The sequence below is a fragment of the Neisseria zoodegmatis genome (genome assembly GCF_900187305.1).
GTDB lineage: Bacteria > Pseudomonadota > Gammaproteobacteria > Burkholderiales > Neisseriaceae > Neisseria > Neisseria zoodegmatis.
This window is the reverse complement of the sequence record NZ_LT906434.1, coordinates 295,704-313,844: the sequence shown is the minus strand read 5'-3', so window position 1 is coordinate 313,844 and position 18,141 is coordinate 295,704. Positions and strand designations below refer to the sequence as shown.

15 protein-coding genes are annotated in these 18,141 nt (G+C 51.0%); 12 read left to right on the top strand and 3 right to left on the bottom strand.

Annotation, left to right across the window (positions count from 1 at the left end):
* The first annotated feature begins 22 nt into the window (after positions 1-22).
* Positions 23-253, top strand: a complete 231-nt coding sequence (locus CKV66_RS01535; protein WP_054599513.1) for an exodeoxyribonuclease VII small subunit — start codon at positions 23-25, stop codon at positions 251-253.
* Complete coding sequence (locus CKV66_RS01530; protein WP_085364507.1) at positions 237-1,133, top strand: polyprenyl synthetase family protein; 897 nt, start codon at positions 237-239, stop codon at positions 1,131-1,133. Before CKV66_RS01535 ends, CKV66_RS01530 begins: the two co-directional genes overlap by 17 nt.
* 245 nt (positions 1,134-1,378) lie before the next feature.
* Here the strand turns inward: CKV66_RS01530 and mltA are convergent, their stop codons facing one another.
* Together mltA and CKV66_RS01515 are read right to left on the bottom strand one after the other, a co-directional pair.
* Positions 1,379-2,719 carry a murein transglycosylase A gene (mltA, locus tag CKV66_RS01525; RefSeq protein ID WP_085364508.1) on the bottom strand — a complete coding sequence of 447 codons (1,341 nt, stop codon included), beginning with the start codon at positions 2,717-2,719 and terminating at the stop codon, positions 1,379-1,381.
* A gap of 347 nt (positions 2,720-3,066) precedes the next feature.
* Positions 3,067-3,396: a zinc ribbon domain-containing protein YjdM gene (locus tag CKV66_RS01515; RefSeq protein ID WP_085364517.1), complete on the bottom strand. Its 330-nt coding sequence runs from the start codon at positions 3,394-3,396 to the stop codon at positions 3,067-3,069.
* Positions 3,397-3,622: 226 nt separating this feature from the next.
* Between CKV66_RS01515 and mnmE the strand changes: the two genes are divergently transcribed.
* On the top strand, positions 3,623-5,014 hold the full coding sequence (mnmE, locus tag CKV66_RS01510; protein ID WP_085364510.1) for a tRNA uridine-5-carboxymethylaminomethyl(34) synthesis GTPase MnmE: 1,392 nt from the start codon (positions 3,623-3,625) through the stop codon (positions 5,012-5,014).
* Between the two features lie 362 nt (positions 5,015-5,376).
* Here the strand turns inward: mnmE and CKV66_RS01500 are convergent, their stop codons facing one another.
* Positions 5,377-6,399: an NADP-dependent oxidoreductase gene (locus tag CKV66_RS01500; RefSeq protein WP_197697458.1), complete on the bottom strand. Its 1,023-nt coding sequence runs from the start codon at positions 6,397-6,399 to the stop codon at positions 5,377-5,379.
* Between the two features lie 485 nt (positions 6,400-6,884).
* Here CKV66_RS01500 and CKV66_RS01495 point away from each other — a divergent pair, with 485 nt between their 5' ends.
* The 9 genes from CKV66_RS01495 (at position 6,885) to murA (ending at position 17,904) form a co-directional block, all read left to right on the top strand.
* On the top strand, positions 6,885-8,054 hold the full coding sequence (locus CKV66_RS01495; RefSeq protein ID WP_085364512.1) for a benzoate/H(+) symporter BenE family transporter: 1,170 nt from the start codon (positions 6,885-6,887) through the stop codon (positions 8,052-8,054).
* 246 nt (positions 8,055-8,300) lie between these two features.
* The gene (locus CKV66_RS01490; protein ID WP_085364513.1) at positions 8,301-9,020 is read left to right on the top strand and encodes an S-methyl-5'-thioinosine phosphorylase; all 720 of its coding nucleotides are present in this window, start codon (positions 8,301-8,303) and stop codon (positions 9,018-9,020) included.
* Between the two features lie 69 nt (positions 9,021-9,089).
* Positions 9,090-9,671 (top strand): molybdopterin adenylyltransferase, encoded by a 582-nt coding sequence (mog, locus tag CKV66_RS01485; protein WP_085364514.1) that lies wholly within the window; start codon positions 9,090-9,092, stop codon positions 9,669-9,671.
* 136 nt (positions 9,672-9,807) lie between these two features.
* Positions 9,808-12,276: a type VI secretion system Vgr family protein gene (locus CKV66_RS01480; RefSeq protein ID WP_095197816.1), complete on the top strand. Its 2,469-nt coding sequence runs from the start codon at positions 9,808-9,810 to the stop codon at positions 12,274-12,276.
* 236 nt (positions 12,277-12,512) lie between these two features.
* Positions 12,513-13,955, top strand: coding sequence for a T6SS phospholipase effector Tle1-like catalytic domain-containing protein (locus tag CKV66_RS01470; RefSeq protein ID WP_085364547.1), 1,443 nt, complete (start codon positions 12,513-12,515; stop codon positions 13,953-13,955).
* A gap of 5 nt (positions 13,956-13,960) precedes the next feature.
* The gene (locus CKV66_RS01465) at positions 13,961-15,220 is read left to right on the top strand and encodes a DUF2931 family protein (RefSeq protein ID WP_231990505.1); all 1,260 of its coding nucleotides are present in this window, start codon (positions 13,961-13,963) and stop codon (positions 15,218-15,220) included.
* Between the two features lie 227 nt (positions 15,221-15,447).
* Positions 15,448-15,948: a hypothetical protein gene (locus CKV66_RS01460; protein WP_095197814.1), complete on the top strand. Its 501-nt coding sequence runs from the start codon at positions 15,448-15,450 to the stop codon at positions 15,946-15,948.
* On the top strand, positions 15,941-16,348 hold the full coding sequence (locus CKV66_RS01455) for a hypothetical protein (protein ID WP_095197813.1): 408 nt from the start codon (positions 15,941-15,943) through the stop codon (positions 16,346-16,348). Before CKV66_RS01460 ends, CKV66_RS01455 begins: the two co-directional genes overlap by 8 nt.
* 305 nt (positions 16,349-16,653) lie before the next feature.
* Entirely contained in the window at positions 16,654-17,904 is a 1,251-nt protein-coding gene (gene murA, locus CKV66_RS01450; protein ID WP_085364485.1) for a UDP-N-acetylglucosamine 1-carboxyvinyltransferase, read from the top strand.
* Positions 17,905-18,141 lie beyond the last annotated feature (237 nt).

Sequence of the window (18,141 nt, the reverse complement as noted above, 5' to 3'; positions counted from 1 at the left end):
TTTATTCCACAAGCCTAGCGATATGAAAAAATTTGCCGCACCCAAATCGTTTGAAGAAGCCCTGAAACGTTTAGAAACTCTCACCCAAGCCATGCAGAGCAGCGAAATGCCGTTGGAAGACGCGCTGGCCGCCTATCAGGAAGGCAACGAACTGGTGAAATACTGCCAAGCCAAACTGGCCGAAGTAGAGCAGAAACTGCAAGTGCTTGATGCGGGCGAACTGAAGGAGCTGAATCTTGAACAAAGCGAATAATCTGCAAGCATGGCAGCTGAAAGCACAGGCGCAAACCGAACTGGTGCTTGAACGCGTGATGCCGTCTGAAAATATTGTGCCGCACACCCTGCACCAAGCCATGCGTTACGTTACCCTCGGCGGCGGCAAACGCCTGCGCCCGCTGCTGGTGCTGGCCGCTTCCGAATTGGGCGATGCCGATACCGAAGCGGTAGAACAGGCCATGGCGGCGGTAGAACTGATACACGTTTACTCGCTGGTGCACGACGATATGCCCGCAATGGACAACGACAGCCTGCGCCGCGGCAAACCCACCTGCCACGTTCAATATGACGAAGCCACCGCCCTCTTAACCGGCGATGCCCTGCAAACATTGGCCTTTGACGTATTAAGCCGTCCTACCTCTCTACCCGCCGCACGCCAACTGAAAATGACCGCTTTATTGGCACAAGCATCCGGCAGCCTCGGCATGGCAGGCGGGCAGGCCATTGATTTGGCCAACGTAGGCAAACCCATGAACCGGCACGAATTGGAACACATGCACAGCCTGAAAACCGGCGCCCTTATCCGCGCCGCCGTAGGTTTGGGCGCACTGGCCTGCCCCGATTTGAACGACGCAGATTTGCAGCGTTTAGACCAATATGCCGCCAAGCTCGGATTAGCGTTTCAAGTGATAGACGATGTGCTCGACTGCGAAGCCGACACAGCCACACTGGGTAAAACAGCGGGCAAAGACGCAGATAACGACAAGCCGACTTATGTAAAACTGATGGGCTTGGCCAAAGCGCGCCGTTACGCGGAAACGCTGGTGGCCGAAGCGGTGGACATCATTGATGCGTTCGGTGAGAAGGCCGAACATTTGCGGATGCTGGCGCAGTTTGTGGTGGCGCGTAAGAATTGATGTGTAACCCGAATTTATCGGTTTGATTTTTCACGGTACGTCATACTCGGGCTTGACCCAGATATCCGAGATTTCAGTAAGGTTGGGAGATACTCGGGTCAAGCCCGAGTATGACGTGTATTCATTTATTCATTTTTGAGTTGGCGGCCATACGGTTTGACTGGGGCAAAACATAATAAATAATAAAAAGGCCGTCTGAAAATTTCAGACGGCCTCTTTCTATGCTTTACAGCAATTGCCTTTGCTTACGGACGGTATTCCGGCATCACGCCGTTGGGCAGCAGCTGCCATACATAACCGGTGTGCTTCTGCCTGCCTGCCACCGCGCCGGCTTCGTCGCCGTAGCCCCAGAAGTAATCCACGCGCACGGCGCCTTTAATCGCGCTGCCGGTGTCTTGCGCCATAATCAGGCGGTTAAGGGCGTAGTTGTTGACGGGATGGGTGGTGGCCACAAACAGCGGTGCGCCGAGGGTGATGTAGTGGCGGTCAACCGCGCCGGCGTATTCGCCCAAGAGCGGTGTGCCGAGTGCGCCGATGGGGCCGTCGTCGTTACCGGGCAGTTGGCGGAAAAACACATAACTCGGGTTTTGGCCCAAAACTTCGGCCAAACGCTGCGGGTTTTGCTGCATATAGGCTTTGATGCCCTGCATGGTGGTTTGCGCCAAAGTCAGATAGCCCCGGTCGGCCATGTAGCGGCCGATAGATACATAGGGATATTCGTTTTTGTCGGCAAAGCCCAAGCGGATGTAGCGGCCGTCGGGCGTTTTCAGACGGCCTGAACCTTGAATGTGCAGGAAAAACAGTTCTACGGGGTCGTCGGCATAGCCCAAAATCGGTGCTTTGCCGTCGAGTGCGCCGCCGTTGATTTGGGCGCGGGTATAGTAAGGCACGAAGCGGTTGCCGACAAAACGGCCTTTCAAGGCGCGGGTGCGGGCGGTGATGGGGAATTGGCTCAGGTCGGCGGTGTAGGTGCCGTTGGCGTCAATTGCGCCTTTGTTTTGACCGTTGGGGCGGATGCGCACGGTGGTTTTGCTGTTACGCAGTCCGGCCGGCAATTCTACGGACACGAAGTCGTTCGGAATGCCGTACACGGGGAAACGGGCTTTGCGCGTGCTGCGCACATCGCCGTGCAGCACCGGCTCGTAATAGCCCGTTACCGTGCCGCCGAGTTTGCCGTTGCCGCTCACCTGCCACGGCGTGAAATATTGCTCGAAAAAGGCTTTGGCGGCGGCGTTTTGATAAGGCGTTTGGGCGGCCTGACGGCACACGTTTTGCCAGTTCGGATGGGCTTGCAGCTTACCGCAGCCGAGACGGAACGAGCGCAGGCTTTCGGAGAAATTCTGTTCGTTCCATTGCGGCATGGCGTTGTGGGGAACGACCGTGTAGCTGGCGCCGCCGCCGGGCGTGTGCGTGTAGCCTTGCGGAGACGGCGTGCCGGTGGGCATCGGTTCGCCCGGCGTTGCAACGGGCGGCACGGTGCGCGGCGGCTGTTTGGTAATAGACGGCGATTTTTTGGTTCCGCAGGCGGCCAATACGGCGGCGGTAATGCCCAGCAGGGCGAGACGGTAGATATTTGAACGGTTCATAAATTCGATGGTGTGGCAGGCGGCCGGCGGGCGGCCTGTATTTAATAAAAATCAAGCGGTATGAGGCGATAAACTGGTTTTTGCTGCGGCCTTGCTGTGCCTTGCATCCAAAATCAAGTTTATCGGCTGTAAACCGTGCAGACAGTTTTGCGGGCGCTTTGGTTCATTTTGGCGAAGTTCACCAGCTTCGCTTTGGCGAAATCCGTATCGCTTGTTTTCAGACGGCCTCTGGTAAAGATGGCAAGAGGCCGTCTGAAAACGAGCCTCGCAAACTTCGCTACAAACAGCTGCGCGCATTCTAGCACATTGTTTTGCAAAGAAACGTCGGTGCCGATGCCCGAATCCGCTTAGGCTTTTTTCACGAATTCCGATTTCAGGTTCATGGCGCTGCCGTCGATTTTGCAGGCGATGTCGTGGTCGCCTTCCTGCAGGCGGATGCCTTTCACTTTGGTGCCTTGCTTAATCACCATCGAGCTGCCTTTGACTTTCAAATCTTTAATCAGCACGACGGTATCGCCGTCGGTCAGCGGCGTGCCGTTGGCGTCTTTCACCACCGGTGCTTCTTCGGCAGCGGCTTCGCCTTCCTGCCATTCATGGGCGCATTCGGGGCAAACGAACTGCACGCCGTCGTGGTAAGTCAATTCTGAGCCGCATTGCGGGCAGGCGGGTAAGGTCATGGCGGGTTCCTTTTTGTCTTTGTCGTTGTGGTTGGGAATCTGTATCCAACCGCCCTCTTCTGCTTTGTTCGGCGTTAGGCGGTGCGTTTTGGGGCTTGGTACAGGTATTGCTTTGTGTAAAGCCAGCATTATAAGCGATAAGGCAAAAGGCCGTCTGAAACATCTTTTCAGACGGCCTTTTGCTATAATCGCCCCATATATTTCCCGATATTTCCGAGATAAACCCATGTCTGCACCCAGCCCCACCATAGCCGCCATTGCCACCGCCCCCGGGCGCGGCGGTGTCGGCGTTGTCCGCATTTCCGGTAAAAACCTGTTGCCGTTGGCACAACAAATCAGCGGCGGCAAAACGCCCAAGCCGCGCGTTGCCCTTTACACCGACTTTTTGGATTCAGACGGCCAACCCATAGACAACGGCCTGCTGCTCTATTTTGCCGCGCCCGCCAGCTTCACCGGCGAAGACGTGATCGAACTGCAAGGCCACGGCGGGCCGGTGGTGATGGATATGCTGCTGCAACGCTGCCTGCAACTGGGCGCGCGCATGGCCGAACCGGGCGAGTTTACCAAACGCGCTTTTCTCAACAACAAACTCGATTTGGCGCAGGCCGAAAGCGTGGCCGACTTAATCGACGCTTCCAGCCGTTCCGCTGCCCGCATGGCCGTGCGCTCGCTCAAAGGCGCGTTTTCGCAGCACATTCACGCGCTGGTGGACGAATTGATCACCCTGCGGATGCTGGTGGAAGCCACGCTCGATTTTCCCGAAGAAGACATTGATTTTCTCGAAGCCGCCGATGCACGCGGCAAGCTGGCGGAGCTGCAAGGCCGTCTGAAAACCGTGTTGGCCAGCGCCGAACAAGGCGCGATTTTGCGCGAAGGCATGAACGTGGTGCTGGTGGGCGCGCCCAACGTCGGCAAATCCAGCCTGCTCAACGCCCTGGCAGGCGACGACATCGCCATCGTAACCGACATCGCAGGCACCACCCGCGACACCGTGCGCGAACAAATCACCCTCGACGGCGTGCCCGTTCACATCATTGACACCGCCGGCCTGCGCGAAACCGATGACGTGGTGGAAAAAATCGGCATCGAACGCAGCCAAAAAGCCGTAAAAGAGGCCGATGTCGCGCTGATTCTGATTGACCCGCGCGAAGGCATCAACGCCAAAACTCAAACCATTCTCGACAGCCTGCCCGACACCCTCAAGCGTATTGAAATCCACAACAAAACCGACCTCACCGGCGAATCGGTAGGTATGTTTGGGCGAAACTCACAAAGTTCGTTTTCAGACGGCCTCGATACGCAAAGCGGTGCCGATACCTTAATCAAACTTTCCGCCAAAACCGGCGAAGGCTTGGATTTATTGAAACAAGCCCTGTTGCAGGAAATCGGCTGGCAAGGCGAAAGCGAAAGCCTGTTCCTCGCCCGCAGCCGCCACCTCACCGCGCTCTCTGCCGCCGAAGCCGAATTGGAAAACGCCGCCCTGTGCGGCAACAACCAAATCGAGCTGCTGGCCGAACATCTGCGGCTGGCCCAAACCGCCTGCAACGAAATCACCGGAGAATTTACGGCGGATGATTTGTTGGGCGTGATTTTTTCGAGATTCTGTATCGGTAAGTGAGGCAGGATGATGAAGGGTTGAAGGCCGTCTGAACATTTCAGACGGCCTAAGACCTTTGCAAAACCTCCAGATGCGGATGCAGTTCAAGGCGTAGCAGCGCAACAAGCGCAGACATATCATGAAGATAGGCAAGCGAGCGAGCAGCGCGCAACGCAGAAATGCGCTGCAGATGGGGGTTTTGCAAAGGTATCGGCCTTATTTTTTACCGCATGTAAGCCACACACAAAACTGTTTGAGGCCATCTGAAACCAACAGCCGTAGGGCGGGCATCCGTGCCCGCCGCGCTATTCGAACAGGCAAAACCGAATGGCGGGCACGGATGCCCGCCCTACGCATAACAATGTTCAAACAGGCATGGTTTTTCAGACGGCCTGTTCGGGCACCAGCTGTACCACGATTTTGCCTTTTGCCCGTCCGCTTTCGGCATAATCCAATGCGGCTTGGGTTTCGGCAAAAGGGAAGACGCGGTCGATCACGGGCACGATTGCGCCCGCTTCAATCAGCCGGGTAATTTCCGCCAATTGCTTTCCGCTGGCGCGCATAAACAGAAAATCGTAGCGGACACGGTGGCTTTTTTCCAAACGCTGCAACGGCAGGGTGGCGGCGGCAAACAGCCATTGTTTCCATGTCGGCAGCCGCCATTCGCAGGCAAAACGGGCGGTGGGCAGGGCGGAAACGGAAACGATGTGTCCGCCCGGTTTGAGGATGCGGAAAGACTGTTTGAGCGCGTCGCCGCCCAAAGTGTCCAACACCGCATCGTAAGCGTGCAGCACCTCGGCGAAGTTTTCTTCGCGGTAGTTGATGATGTGGTCTGCACCCAAACGCGCCACCAGATCATGTCCGGCGGGGCCGGCGGTGGTGGCGACATAGGCGCCGATGTGTTTGGCCAGCTGGATGGCAAACGTACCCAAACCGCCCGCGCCGGCGTGAATCAGGATTTTGTCGCCCGCTTTCAGGCGCAGGGCTTCGTAAAACGCTTGGTAGGCGGTCAGACCCACCAAGGGAATCGAGGCGGCTTCGGCAAAGCTTAAATTGGCCGGTTTGGCGGCAATATCGTCTTCATGCACGGCGATGTATTCGGCAAAGGTGCCGATGCGCGATTTGGCGGGGCGGCCGTAAACGGCATCGCCTGTTTTGAAGCGTTGCACGGCTTTACCTGTTTTCACCACCGTTCCGGCAAAATCGTTGCCTAAAATCAGCGGCATATCGTAATGCAGCAGGATTTTGACTTTGCCGTCGCGGATTTTGAAATCAATCGGGTTCACGCTGGCGGCATGGATGGCCACCAAAACATCATGGTCGCCGATTTCGGGCATGGGTACGGTACTCGTTTGGAGCGGTGTTTTGCCGTAACGGCTGATGGTCATGGCTTGCATGGTTTGCATCAAAATTCCTTGTTTGACAATTGATTAGAGCGGAGAGCCGTCTGCACGCATGGGCGGGGCGACGGGTAAAGACGGGTATCGGAGAAGACGGCTGTTTTTCAGACGGCCTGTTCCGGCAACCCGTTCAAACGGTTGCCTTGTGCCGACCCCGCGCGCGAGTGGCGATGCCCTGCGTTTGCTCCGGCTGGGAGGCCGTCTGAAAATGAATTCGGGCTTTAGGACACAATAAACTTTTTTCCGCTAACTTGGTAAGCCTAGATTGGGATTTCAGACGGCCTTTCAAGCAGCTTGGTCGGGTTGGGATGTTTTATTGCGGGTTAGCAACCATAGAGAGAATACTTATGTCGGGCAAAACCTTTTGAGGCCGTCTGAAAGCAAACTCACCGAGCCTCGCTAACATCGTTTCCCCTGCCCGCTATTGGGCAAAGGCAGCGGCTTATGTTAATGTTATAGCCCTTTCCGTTAACCATCACACCCGACACATCATGCCCCGTTTTTCTGATTTTACTGCCGCCCACCTTTCCGCCGCGCTGGCGGCATTGCTGGTTTCTTACGGCAGCGCTGCGGTGATTATTTATCAGGCGGCGTTGGCTTTTGGTGCGTCGCAGAATCAGATTATTTCGTGGTTCACTTCTTTGAGCTTGATGTGCGGCATACTCACTATTGTTTTGAGTATCCGTTATAAAGCGCCGGTGATGATTGCGTGGTGTACGCCGGGTGCGGCGGTGTTGGCCGGTATGTCGGGGATTCCGATGCAGGATGCGGTGGCCGGTTTTATCGCGGCGGCGGCGGCGATGTGGATGGTGTCGGCTACGGGCTGGTTTGACCGTTTGGTCAGAATGATTCCGGCCTCGCTGGTGGCAGCGATGCTGGCGGGGATTTTGATTAATTTCGGCAGCAAGGTGTTTGGGGCGATGGAGCATCAAACCGTGCTGGTGTTGATGATGTTGGCGGTGTATTTTTTGAGCAAAATCCGCTTGCCGCGTTACAGTATTTTGCTGATGTTGGTTACCGGTTTCGGCTATGCGGCTTGGGCGGGGTTGCTTGCTACCGACAAACTGGTGTGGCAAAACCCGGTGCTTGAATGGGTGTGGCCGGGCTGGCATGTGGGGCACATTATCAGCGTGAGCGTGCCGCTGTTTATCGCTTCGCTGGCCACGCAAAACGTGCCGGGCATGGCGGTGCTGCGTGCTTACGGATACCAAACGCCTGCCCGCCCGTTGGTGGAAAGCAGCGCTGCGGCCACGGTGTTCACCGCACCTTTGGGCGCGTTTATGATCAATCTTGCGGCCATCAGCTCCGCCATCTGTATGGGCAGCGATGTCGATAAAAATCCCGACAAGCGTTATTTGTCTACCGTGCTGTTGGGCGTGCTTTATCTGCTGATTGCGGCGGCGGGCGGGATGACGGTAGCGCTGTTCAACGTGTTACCGCCCGAATTGCTGGCGGCGCTGGCGGGCATTGCGATTTTCAGTACGCTGCAAGCCAATCTCAGTGGCGCATGGCAAGACGATACTGCCCGTGAGGCGGCGTTGGTTACGCTGTTGGCTTCCGCTTCGGGGATGACGCTTTTCGGCATCGGCAGTGCATTTTGGGGCTTGGTGCTGGGCTTGGCGGTGTATCAGCTTCATAAGAGAACGCATTCCCGTGCTTAAACGGTGCAGCATCGTTTTGAGGCCGTCTGAAAAAATTCAGACGGCCTCATTATTTGCATATAGATAGGCAAACGAGCGGGCAGCGCACAACGCAGAAATGCGCCGCAGATGGGGGGGTAAAGGTCTCGACCTTATTGCTTGTAGCACCAACCGCAAGTTTATTGGCGATATATCGGCGCGAACACACACATCGGCAGGCTAATCCCTTACAATAAAGCCCTTTCATTTCTACCTACGGATTCCGCCATGATAGCCGTTATCGGCGGCAGCGGCCTGACCCGCCTGCCCGAACTCCACATCAACCACCGCCGCATCGTGCGCACGCCCTACGGCCTGACCAGCAGCCCTTTGCTGTTTGGCAAACTGGGCGGCAGCGACATCGTGTTCCTCGCCCGCCACGGCTTAAGCCATTCGCTCGCCCCGCATGAAATCAACTACCGCGCCAATATTTGGGCGCTGCATTCCGTCGGTGCGGACAGCATTATTTCCGTCGCTTCCGTTGCCGCCTTGAGCGAAGACTTCGAGCCGGGTTCGCTCGTGGTGCCCGACGATTTGATCGACTACACCTTCAACCGCAGCAGCACCTTTTTTGAAGGACAATCTCAAGCGGTCGTGCACATAGATTTCTCGTTCCCCTACGACAACGCACTGCGCCAAGCCGTATTGGAGCACGCCGCCGGCCACGGTACGCCGGTGTACGACAAAGCCGTTTACGCCTGCATCCAAGGTCCGCGCCTGCCCACACGCGCCGAAGTGCGCCGCTACCGCGAAGACGGCGCCGACATCATCGGCATGACCGGCATGCCCGAAGCCGTATTGGCCCGCGAACTCGGCTTGCCGTATGTACACCTCTGCGGCGTTACCGGCATCGGCTGCTTTACCGGCAACGGCGGCAGCACCGACTCATGCAGTGTAGAAAACCGCAGCGCCATCGAAAAAATCCGCCGCCTTTTGGTGGATTTGTAAGGCACAAATATCCAGGCACGTTGGGTTACATAAACCCCCGCAGGCCGTCTGAAAAGGAGCTTTCACAAAATGAACCATACACTCGACACCGTCAGAATCGGCTTGCTGTCTGCCAGCGACCGAGCCAGCAGCGGCGTATATCAAGACGAAGGCATCCCCGCACTCAAAACATGGTTGCAGGCCGCCATCAACAACCCGATTAACTTTGCCGAAGCATTGGTTGCCGACGACCAAACCGCCATCGAAGCCGCGCTGTGCCGCATGGCCGATACCGACGGCTGCGACATCATCTTTACCACCGGCGGCACCGGCCCCGCCCCGCGCGACATCACGCCCGAAGCCACATTGGCCGTCATCGACAAAGAAATGCCCGGATTCGGCGAACAGATGCGCCAAATCAGCCTCTACTATGTGCCTACCGCCATCCTTTCCCGCCAAACCGCCGGCATCCGCGGCAAATGCCTGATCGTCAACCTCCCCGGCCGCCCCAAAGCCATCGCCGAAACCCTCGGCGGCGTACGCGATGAAGAAGGCAACATCAAAGTACACGGTTTATTCAGCGCCATTCCCTACTGCATAGACCTGATCGGCGGTGCTTTTATCGAAACCGACGAGGCCGTATGCAAGGCGTTTAGGCCGAAGCAGAAATAATCATTGTTGCGCTTCCGCATAAACTGATTAAGGCCGTCTGAAACGTTTGTTGTTTCAGACGGCCTTTTATTTGAAAAGACTATACATTTTATGTGGTAATAATTAATATGCATGGAAATATCAAGAAAGGATTTTCATGCAGACCCAATCCTACCACCTCAGCTTCTCCCGTTTCAGCCCCTCCCTCTCCGTCGTCTCCTTCACCGCCGCCGAAGCATTGAATACAGCCTACCGTCTCGACATCGAACTCACTTCCGCCGATGCCGATTTGCCGCTGTCGTCCTACATCAACCAAGCGGCCAAGTTTACGGTGACGCCGGTAAGCTCTGATGCGTTGGGGTTGATTGAAGGAATGATCGCGCCCCAAGCGTTGAAGGAATGGAGCGGCATCATCACATCCTGTGAGAAGTTGTCGGTATCGGCGGACGAGACCCGTTACCGCATGGTATTGGAACCCCGCATCGCCGCATTGAAGCACCACCGCACTTCGCGTCTGTTTCAAAACCAAAACGTGCCCGACATTATTTCGTCGCTGTTGAAACACCACGGCTTCTCCGGCGTCGATTTCCGTTTCAATACCTCACGCGAATACGGTGTACGCGAGTATGTGACCCAGTATCAGGAATCCGACTTTGCCTTTCTCAACCGGCTGTGCGAAGAAGAAGGGATTTGGTATGCCTTCGAGCAGAATGCCCAATATGGCGATGTGGCGGTATTCGGTGACGATGCCGCCCATTATTTTCGCAGCCACACTTCCCCCTATCCCTACCGCCCCCACGGCGGGTTGGAGAGCGTTGGCGAGGAAGCGGTGTTTGCCTTACAGGTGAAGCACAATCCCATTCTCGAATCCATCCGCGTCGGCGACTACAACTACCGCGATGCCGATACCGACTTATCGTCCGCAGTAACGGCGAAGGGTACGGAAACCGACAGCAGCGTCTTACTCGGCAGCGACAGCCATTGGGGTTTGCATCAAAAAACACCCGAAGAAGCCCAACTTCAGACGGCCTTACTGCAACAGCTCGACCACAGCCGCCGTATCGTCGCTTCCGGCAGCGGCAACATCACCGCGCTTCGCCCCGGTCTGGTGTTTCAGACGGCCCCGAGCTTCAGCGAAGCACCCAACGGCTGGTTGGCGGTATCGCTCACCCACAGCGGCAGCCGCGACCAAGCATACAGCCATACTTTCACCGCCATTCCCGCCGACAGCATCTTCCGCCCCGAACGCATCACCCCGTTGCCGAAGATCCAAGGCAGCCTTCCCGCCAGAGTCACCAGCCCCGGCAACTACACCTACGCCTATATCGACAATATGGGCCGTTACCGCGTCAAACTGCCGTTCGACCTTGATGAATGGAGTCCGGGCGGAGAAAGCCGTCCCATCCGCTTAGCCAAGCCCTATGCCGGCCCCGACTACGGCCAACACTTCCCGCTGCACGAAGGCACCGAAGTAATGCTGTCGTTCGTACAGGGCAATCCCGACAGGCCCTACATCAGCGGAGTGATGCACGACAGTTCCCACCCCGACCACGTGCCTGCCGATTGGAACACCCGTAACGTCATCCGCACTTGGGCGAATAATAAGCTGCGCATGGAAGACAAACAGGGGCAGGAACACATCAAACTGGCGACCGAATACGGCAAGACCCAACTCAACCTCGGCCATATCGTCGACAGCCAAAGACAGAAACGCGGCGACAACGGCGAAGGCTTTGAGCTGCGTACCGACAGTTGGGGTGCATTGCGGGCGGGGAAAGGTTTGTTCATCAGTGCCGATGCCCAAAATCAGGCGGCGGGACAGGTGTTGGATATGGATGTAGCTTACGCCATATTAGAAGAAATGATGGGGCTTGCACAAGGCTTGAATAAAGCTGCTCAGTCAGCTAAAAGTGAGCTAGCTGAAACAAAAGCCCAGATAGAGCAATTAGAAAACAGCTTAAAAGAACTCAAGCAAGCGGGTATTATTCAGTCTGCTCCGAATGGGATTGCATCAGTAACAAAACAAAGCCAACTCCATACAGCCAATAAACATATTCACCATATCAGTGGCCGGGACACTAATATTAGTGCTGGTAAAAACTTTACTGTTCACGCTGCTGAAAGTGTCAATCTTTTTGCTCAAAATAGTGGTGCCAGATTCCAAGCTAATCGAGGTAAGGTTGCTATACAGGCTCAAAACGATGAACTTCAGTTGAATGCTTTGAAAGATGCTGTAGTAACTAGTAGTGAAGAAAAAGTAATTATTGCAGCTAAAAAAGAAATCCTGCTTACTAGTGGGGGGGGATATATAAAGATTAAAGATGGTAATGTAGAAATAGGATGTCCTAATTTAATACGATTTAGAGCACCATTTAACGTTACTGGAAACCACTCAATGGATTACCCAACAGAAATGCCCAACCCAGGTAATGATGAAATGTTTGTGCTTGTTGATGAATTAGGTAAGCCTATTCCAAATTTTGCTTATAAAATTACCACGACAAGTGGTGAAATTTATAGAGGATTTACCAATAGTAGGGGTGAAGCTATCCGGGTTTATACTGGAAGTAATATTGAAGATATGCTTTTCGAAGCAGATACAAACGAAGATCATGCTGATAAGTAGATAGGCCGAAAGGGTAAGTCATGTCGTGGTTGATGGTTGGAGCAATGTGGGATTCATTTGGTAAATATGTTGCCTTTTTAATAATTAACAGCTATTTGATTGTTAAAATGAACGATAAAATTTATTTCAAATGGAGTGTTGCAGTTTTTTTAATTTTTAATGGCATAATCATCTACCGTCTGCTGAATGAGATTATCCCAAAATACCAATATTGGTTAGGTTAGAAAGGAGTAAACATGGGATTTGAAACAGAGGGAAAATCCTCTCAACAGAGACAAACTGTTCAGGGTCATGCCAGCAGTAACGGGCGGAATCTTTCGCAAGTCCAAGTCCAGGGCAGCACTCTTACGGTTAATGTGTTTTTTGATGGCACTAAAAATAACCTCTATAACATTGAAGATCGTAGAAAAAACACTACTAAATATGCGAACAAAGATAAGGATGACTACGAGAGTTATTTTAATGATTATTCTAATGTTGCTCACTTGTTTAACAGTAGAGCTCGAAGGATTCCTCGAACTAGTTGGGTCTATATTGAAGGCATAGGCACGGGGGCAAACGACATTAATGAGGAGAATCGTAAAAGAATACAGGCCGCGGTCCAGTCACAACAGGCGAGTAAAGAGCAGAGAAGAAAGTTCTACACTGATTCAACCAAAGGCTTTGCTATGGGGAGTGGAAGCACTGGTATTAAGCAGAGAGTTGAGCAATCATTTGAAAAGATTCAAATACAGGTTCGTGGTGATCATGGAACCATTATCCCTGCTATTATTAGGCTCAATGTGTTTGGTTTCAGCCGGGGAGCTGCTGCTGCTCGCTATTTCATCCATTTGGTTAAAAGCCAGCCTCAGCGTTTTAAAGGCTGGAATCTGAAGAGTGCCAATATTACTGTGGGCTTTGTTGGGTTGTTTGATACGGTATCGTCTTATCATCCTGGTATGATGCTTCCTGAATATAAAGTGATTGAGCGCGAGCGAGATTTATTTGAAGATGTTAGCGAACTACATCTGAATTTTTCCCGTGGTTATGCTGATAAAGTGTTTCACATTACGGCGCTTGATGAATACCGCAAATATTTTTCGCTTACCACTATAAGAAGTGCAGTTAAGCAGGGCTTCGGCTTTGAAGTTGCCCTCAACGGTGCTCATGCTGATATTGGAGGTAGCTATCCAAATAACAGTAAAGAATCTTTCATGGCTTCTGGAGATGCTGCAAGCCTTTTGAAAAGATGGTTTGTTAAACAGGGGTTTTATACAGATGAGCAGACGTCTTATAAAGCACAGGTCTCGATTAAAGACGAACATGGGAAAAATTTCTATACTCCCGCTACCTTGTATGTATCCCGCAGCAACGTATCCAATCATTACCACAAAGTTCCCTTTAAAGCTATGAGATTGATGGCGGAAAAATACGCTGTCAATGTACAGTTCGATAAAGATAAAGCTGAAAAGATTGAACAAAGTCCTCACAAGGAAATTCAGAGTTTATTAAATACTACGCCGGCAAAAATTATGCGTGCTGCTACTAATGGTTGGGGGCAATCGATTAATATGGCGTTGCCAGAGAGTTATGCTAAAGCATTTCGTAATAGATTTATCCATTGGTCAGCTAAAAACGAAACAGGCTATGAATTGCGGCTCAAAGATGGCCTACCCTATCGCAAAACACATCAGGGTTAGCATTTATGAAGTTTAGAGGCGCATTAAAAAATTGGCTGTTAAGCAGCGTGGCGATAATTTATTTATTAATAGGCATTATGTATTGGGGTGTTGATGAGGTAAGAAAAATGAATGGATTCTCATGGGGAGTAAGAATGGCTGATGCAACGTTTGTCTATCAGCCAGATAAGAGTTTAGGTTTGGGTGCAGATGCTATTTACGCGACTTCGAAATACAGCACGGATTTTTATCGAAACGATGGCACGATTGTACGTAGTATAGATGGTGGCGGTGGAGCTTGGGGGCGTGGTGATATACCGATGGGAGGTAATCCTCGCTTTGGGTTACTGCCACAGCGATTGGGGCTTACATATTATAGCCAATTTGAAAATAAATTTTATCAGTTGGATGAGCCGCTGCCAACGGAACAGATTAAGGAACTGATGACTAAGGAATTTTTTCATCTTACTATACCCGGTGAAACAACTGCTGATCGGGCTGTTTATGACACTCTCGAAATAGCTATTGCTCCTGACGGTTGGGTAACGCTGAATGCTTTTACTGCTAGTGCCCGTAAAGAGTTGGTTTCTTGGCAGGCTGAACAGGTATTTCCTACAATTGAAGAGGCTAAACAGAGTGGTAACAGCCATTGGGAAAGCAGTTTGCGATACGATTTGGATCCGAAAAACCGAAAAGAATACCTCAATCGTACCATGAGTGATTTCTCTAATTTTTACTATACCTATATGGTTGGTCACAAAAAGATTTCCGCTGAATGGTATAAGCAGATGCAGGTTAAATACCCTTGGTATTTAGATATCGAAGTTGATGGTGGCGAATGGAACGGAGAGTATTATGTAGAGTTTGCTAATACAGAAAAAGGACCGGTAATTGGCAAAGATGCGGTGGTAGAGGCTAAAAACACACTTAAAGCTATACCTACCGCCATTTGGTTTTGGGTCATTGAAAAAGAAACTGGTAAACGTTGGTCGATAAAGCTAAACATGATTGATATACCTGCATGGCAAGATGGTCAATATCTGAACACATACGATGATAAAAGTCTCAATAAACTCTACCGCATATTCCAAACCCAGTTTCCTGGTCGTACTCGAACGAATAATGAGCAGGTACCTGCGTCACATGACTTTGGTGTACTAAAATTGAAATTTAACGGCAGATTGAAGTTGACTGATGCTTATTTAGAAAAAGGAGAGCAAAAAATACATCTTCCGGAGGCAAAGCTTCATCAGGCTTTTGAAACCGGACAAACAGTATATGATTAAATGATAAAAATACAATAATCGCTTACGACATAATTTTAAAAGTTGTACGGTAAAAACATAAAGGCCGTCTGAAATGCTGGTGTTTCAGACGGCCTTATCTGTTACTAAAATGCTGAACAATCGGCTGAAAAGTTACTTATTGATATGCTTTCGTTATAAAATGGGTGGATATAGCCTTCTTCATCAACTACATCTGCCAATGCTTTGAAATAAAGAAATTCGGCGAAATGAAAAATAATTTAATGTTTTATTTATGTTCAATCATTTTAATGAGCTTGATTTTAGCGATATTAAGTTTATTTATAAACGATTCGGGCGGATTATACATACATTCATATTTGGAAAATAGTGATTTGTACAAAATATCAGACCTGCAAGGATCAGGAGAGAGTGATCATGTTTTAATCATAATAGCATCTGTATTTTTACTTGTAGCTAATTCTATTTCATCCATATTTTTCCTTGTAAACAGAAAATTAAGTATTTTATTCATGCTCTTCAGCATGATTATTTCTTTTTGCATCCTGATGTTTATGGAAACGGCAAGTTTCATTGATATCGCTTTCTCAACCGTATATAAAGGAAATAATCTTGCGTTTTCATTATGGTTGATATTATATATTTCTCTGTTTCTAATGTTGCTATTCCCTTTTAAAAGTAAAAATTTTATATTTTGTAAACTGAAAATAAATGATTTTGAGAAGAGTGCAGGAATTGATAATGAATGATTATCAAGAGTCTCATCAATTTAGGATTGAATATAGTCATACTGATGAATCTTTTAATATGTATTTTACAGATAAGAATCAATATATCTTATTGAATAAAAATGAATATAGTGAAATAGAAAAAGAGTTTTATCTTAATGAAATAGGATATTTATTAATTGTAAGAGATTTCATGCTTTGTCCTTTTGAAGCAGGATATTATGTTTTATTATTCAATTTTTCTGGCAAGTTAATAGACCAAACATCATTTGTTAGACCATATTATTCTATGGCAGATATGGATTCTTTAAAGTGGAAAAATAAGAAAAGTTTAATCATCACGCTTTTAGATAATCAAAAATTATATATAAGATTAATTTCTTTTTTTGGATATCGGAAGTTAATTGGGCTATCACTTTAGGTCGTGTTTAATAGTCAATCGATGCCTATTGATTTTCGTTTAGGCTCCACTCTTAGGAATGTAAGGTTATTGCCGTGACATGACAAATTACTTTGCCTAAATAGTAAGAGAGAGCCAGCAATCTTTTTCTTTATCCAAGCGTATTTTTACCAAAAACCTGCCTGTCAAATGTTACCGAGCCGTATTTGAATCAGCCGGAATACTTTATAATTGCACGTTTATTTTTAATTGATTTGAAACACTGACCGCATCGGCCTTGGTTTGCAAATTGCATGTGCCGGTGTTGAATTACCGAAAGAACCACTGTGGATAAACTCAAAATCTCCGCCAACGGCCCGTTAAACGGCGAAATCACCGTATCCGGCGCCAAAAACGCCGCCCTGCCGCTGATGTGCGCAGGCTTGCTCACCGCAGGCACTTTGCGCCTGAAAAACGTACCCATGCTGCGCGACGTGAAAACCACCCAAAAACTGCTGCAAGGCATGGGTGCACGCGTGCTGACCGACAATGTGCACGAATTTGAAATCAACGGCGGCACGGTCAACAACACCGTCGCCCCGTATGAATTGGTCAAAACCATGCGCGCTTCGATTCTGGTGCTCGGCCCCACGCTGGCGCGCTTCGGCGAAGCCCAAGTGAGTTTGCCCGGCGGCTGCGCCATCGGTTCGCGCCCCGTTGACCAACACTTGAAAGGCTTGGAAGCGATGGGCGCGGAAATCACCATCGAACACGGCTACGTAAAAGCCAAAGGCCGTCTGAAAGGCGCGCGCGTGGTGATGGATGTAATTACCGTGGGCGGCACTGAAAACCTGCTGATGGCCGCCACTTTGGCCGAAGGCACCACCATTTTGGAAAACTGCGCCATCGAGCCCGAAGTGGTGGATTTGGCCGAATGCTTGGTTAAAATGGGTGCGAAAATCAGCGGTATCGGCACGCCGACCATGACCGTCGAAGGCGTGAAAGAATTGTACGGTTGCGAGCACAGCGTCGTGCCCGACCGCATTGAAGCAGGCACTTTCCTATGCGCCGTCGCCATGACCGGCGGCAAAGTGGTGTTGCGCAACGCCGCACCGAAAACCATGGAAGTGGTGCTGGATAAACTGGTGGAAGCCGGTGCCGTTATCGAAGCGGGCGACGACTGGATTTCCATCGACATGCAGCAACGCCCCAAAGCCGTCGATATCCGCACCATGCCGCACCCGGGTTTCCCCACCGACATGCAGGCACAGTTTATGGTGATGAATGCCATCGCCGAAGGCACCGGCAAAGTGGTGGAAACCATTTTTGAAAACCGCTTCATGCACGTGCCCGAGTTGAACCGTATGGGCGCGAACATCACCGCCGAAGGCAATACCGCGATTGTGAAAGGCGTGGAAAGATTGTCCGGCGCCACCGTGATGGCCACCGACCTGCGCGCTTCCGCCAGCTTGGTGATGGCGGGCTTGGTGGCCGACGGCGAAACCATCGTTGAGCGCATCTACCACCTCGACCGCGGTTACGAGCATATCGAAACCAAACTCGGCAAAGTGGGCGCGAAAATCGAACGTATTTCGTGATTGCGTTATTAAATGATGAAGTTGCATTGAAGGCCGTCTGAACATTTTCAGACGGCCTTCAATCATGTTTATTGGCTTGCCGGTTTCAATTTTCTGAATTGGCCTGTGGCAAATAAGTTTATTCTTGGATACAAGGCAGTAAGTAGATATAGTGCGGAACTGATTCTATTGCCCGCTTTAAATGGTATGAGGCCGTCTGAAAGTGATTTTTCAGACGGCCTTTTATTGATATTTGGC

Excerpts from the sequence above, each read along its gene's own strand:
- CKV66_RS01460 (WP_095197814.1), top strand. The coding sequence starts at position 15,448 with ATGAAAAATAATTTAATGTTTTATTTATGTTCAATCATTTTAATGAGC.
- mnmE (WP_085364510.1), top strand. The coding sequence starts at position 3,623 with ATGTCTGCACCCAGCCCCACCATAGCCGCCATTGCCACCGCCCCCGGG.
- CKV66_RS01470 (WP_085364547.1), top strand. The coding sequence starts at position 12,513 with ATGGGATTTGAAACAGAGGGAAAATCCTCTCAACAGAGACAAACTGTT.
- CKV66_RS01490 (WP_085364513.1), top strand. The coding sequence starts at position 8,301 with ATGATAGCCGTTATCGGCGGCAGCGGCCTGACCCGCCTGCCCGAACTC.
- CKV66_RS01500 (WP_197697458.1), bottom strand. The coding sequence starts at position 6,399 with ATGCAAACCATGCAAGCCATGACCATCAGCCGTTACGGCAAAACACCG.
- CKV66_RS01480 (WP_095197816.1), top strand. The coding sequence starts at position 9,808 with ATGCAGACCCAATCCTACCACCTCAGCTTCTCCCGTTTCAGCCCCTCC.
- mog (WP_085364514.1), top strand. The coding sequence starts at position 9,090 with ATGAACCATACACTCGACACCGTCAGAATCGGCTTGCTGTCTGCCAGC.
- mltA (WP_085364508.1), bottom strand. The coding sequence starts at position 2,719 with ATGAACCGTTCAAATATCTACCGTCTCGCCCTGCTGGGCATTACCGCC.
- CKV66_RS01495 (WP_085364512.1), top strand. The coding sequence starts at position 6,885 with ATGCCCCGTTTTTCTGATTTTACTGCCGCCCACCTTTCCGCCGCGCTG.
- CKV66_RS01455 (WP_095197813.1), top strand. The coding sequence starts at position 15,941 with ATGAATGATTATCAAGAGTCTCATCAATTTAGGATTGAATATAGTCAT.
- CKV66_RS01465 (WP_231990505.1), top strand. The coding sequence starts at position 13,961 with ATGAAGTTTAGAGGCGCATTAAAAAATTGGCTGTTAAGCAGCGTGGCG.
- CKV66_RS01515 (WP_085364517.1), bottom strand. The coding sequence starts at position 3,396 with ATGACCTTACCCGCCTGCCCGCAATGCGGCTCAGAATTGACTTACCAC.
- CKV66_RS01535 (WP_054599513.1), top strand. The coding sequence starts at position 23 with ATGAAAAAATTTGCCGCACCCAAATCGTTTGAAGAAGCCCTGAAACGT.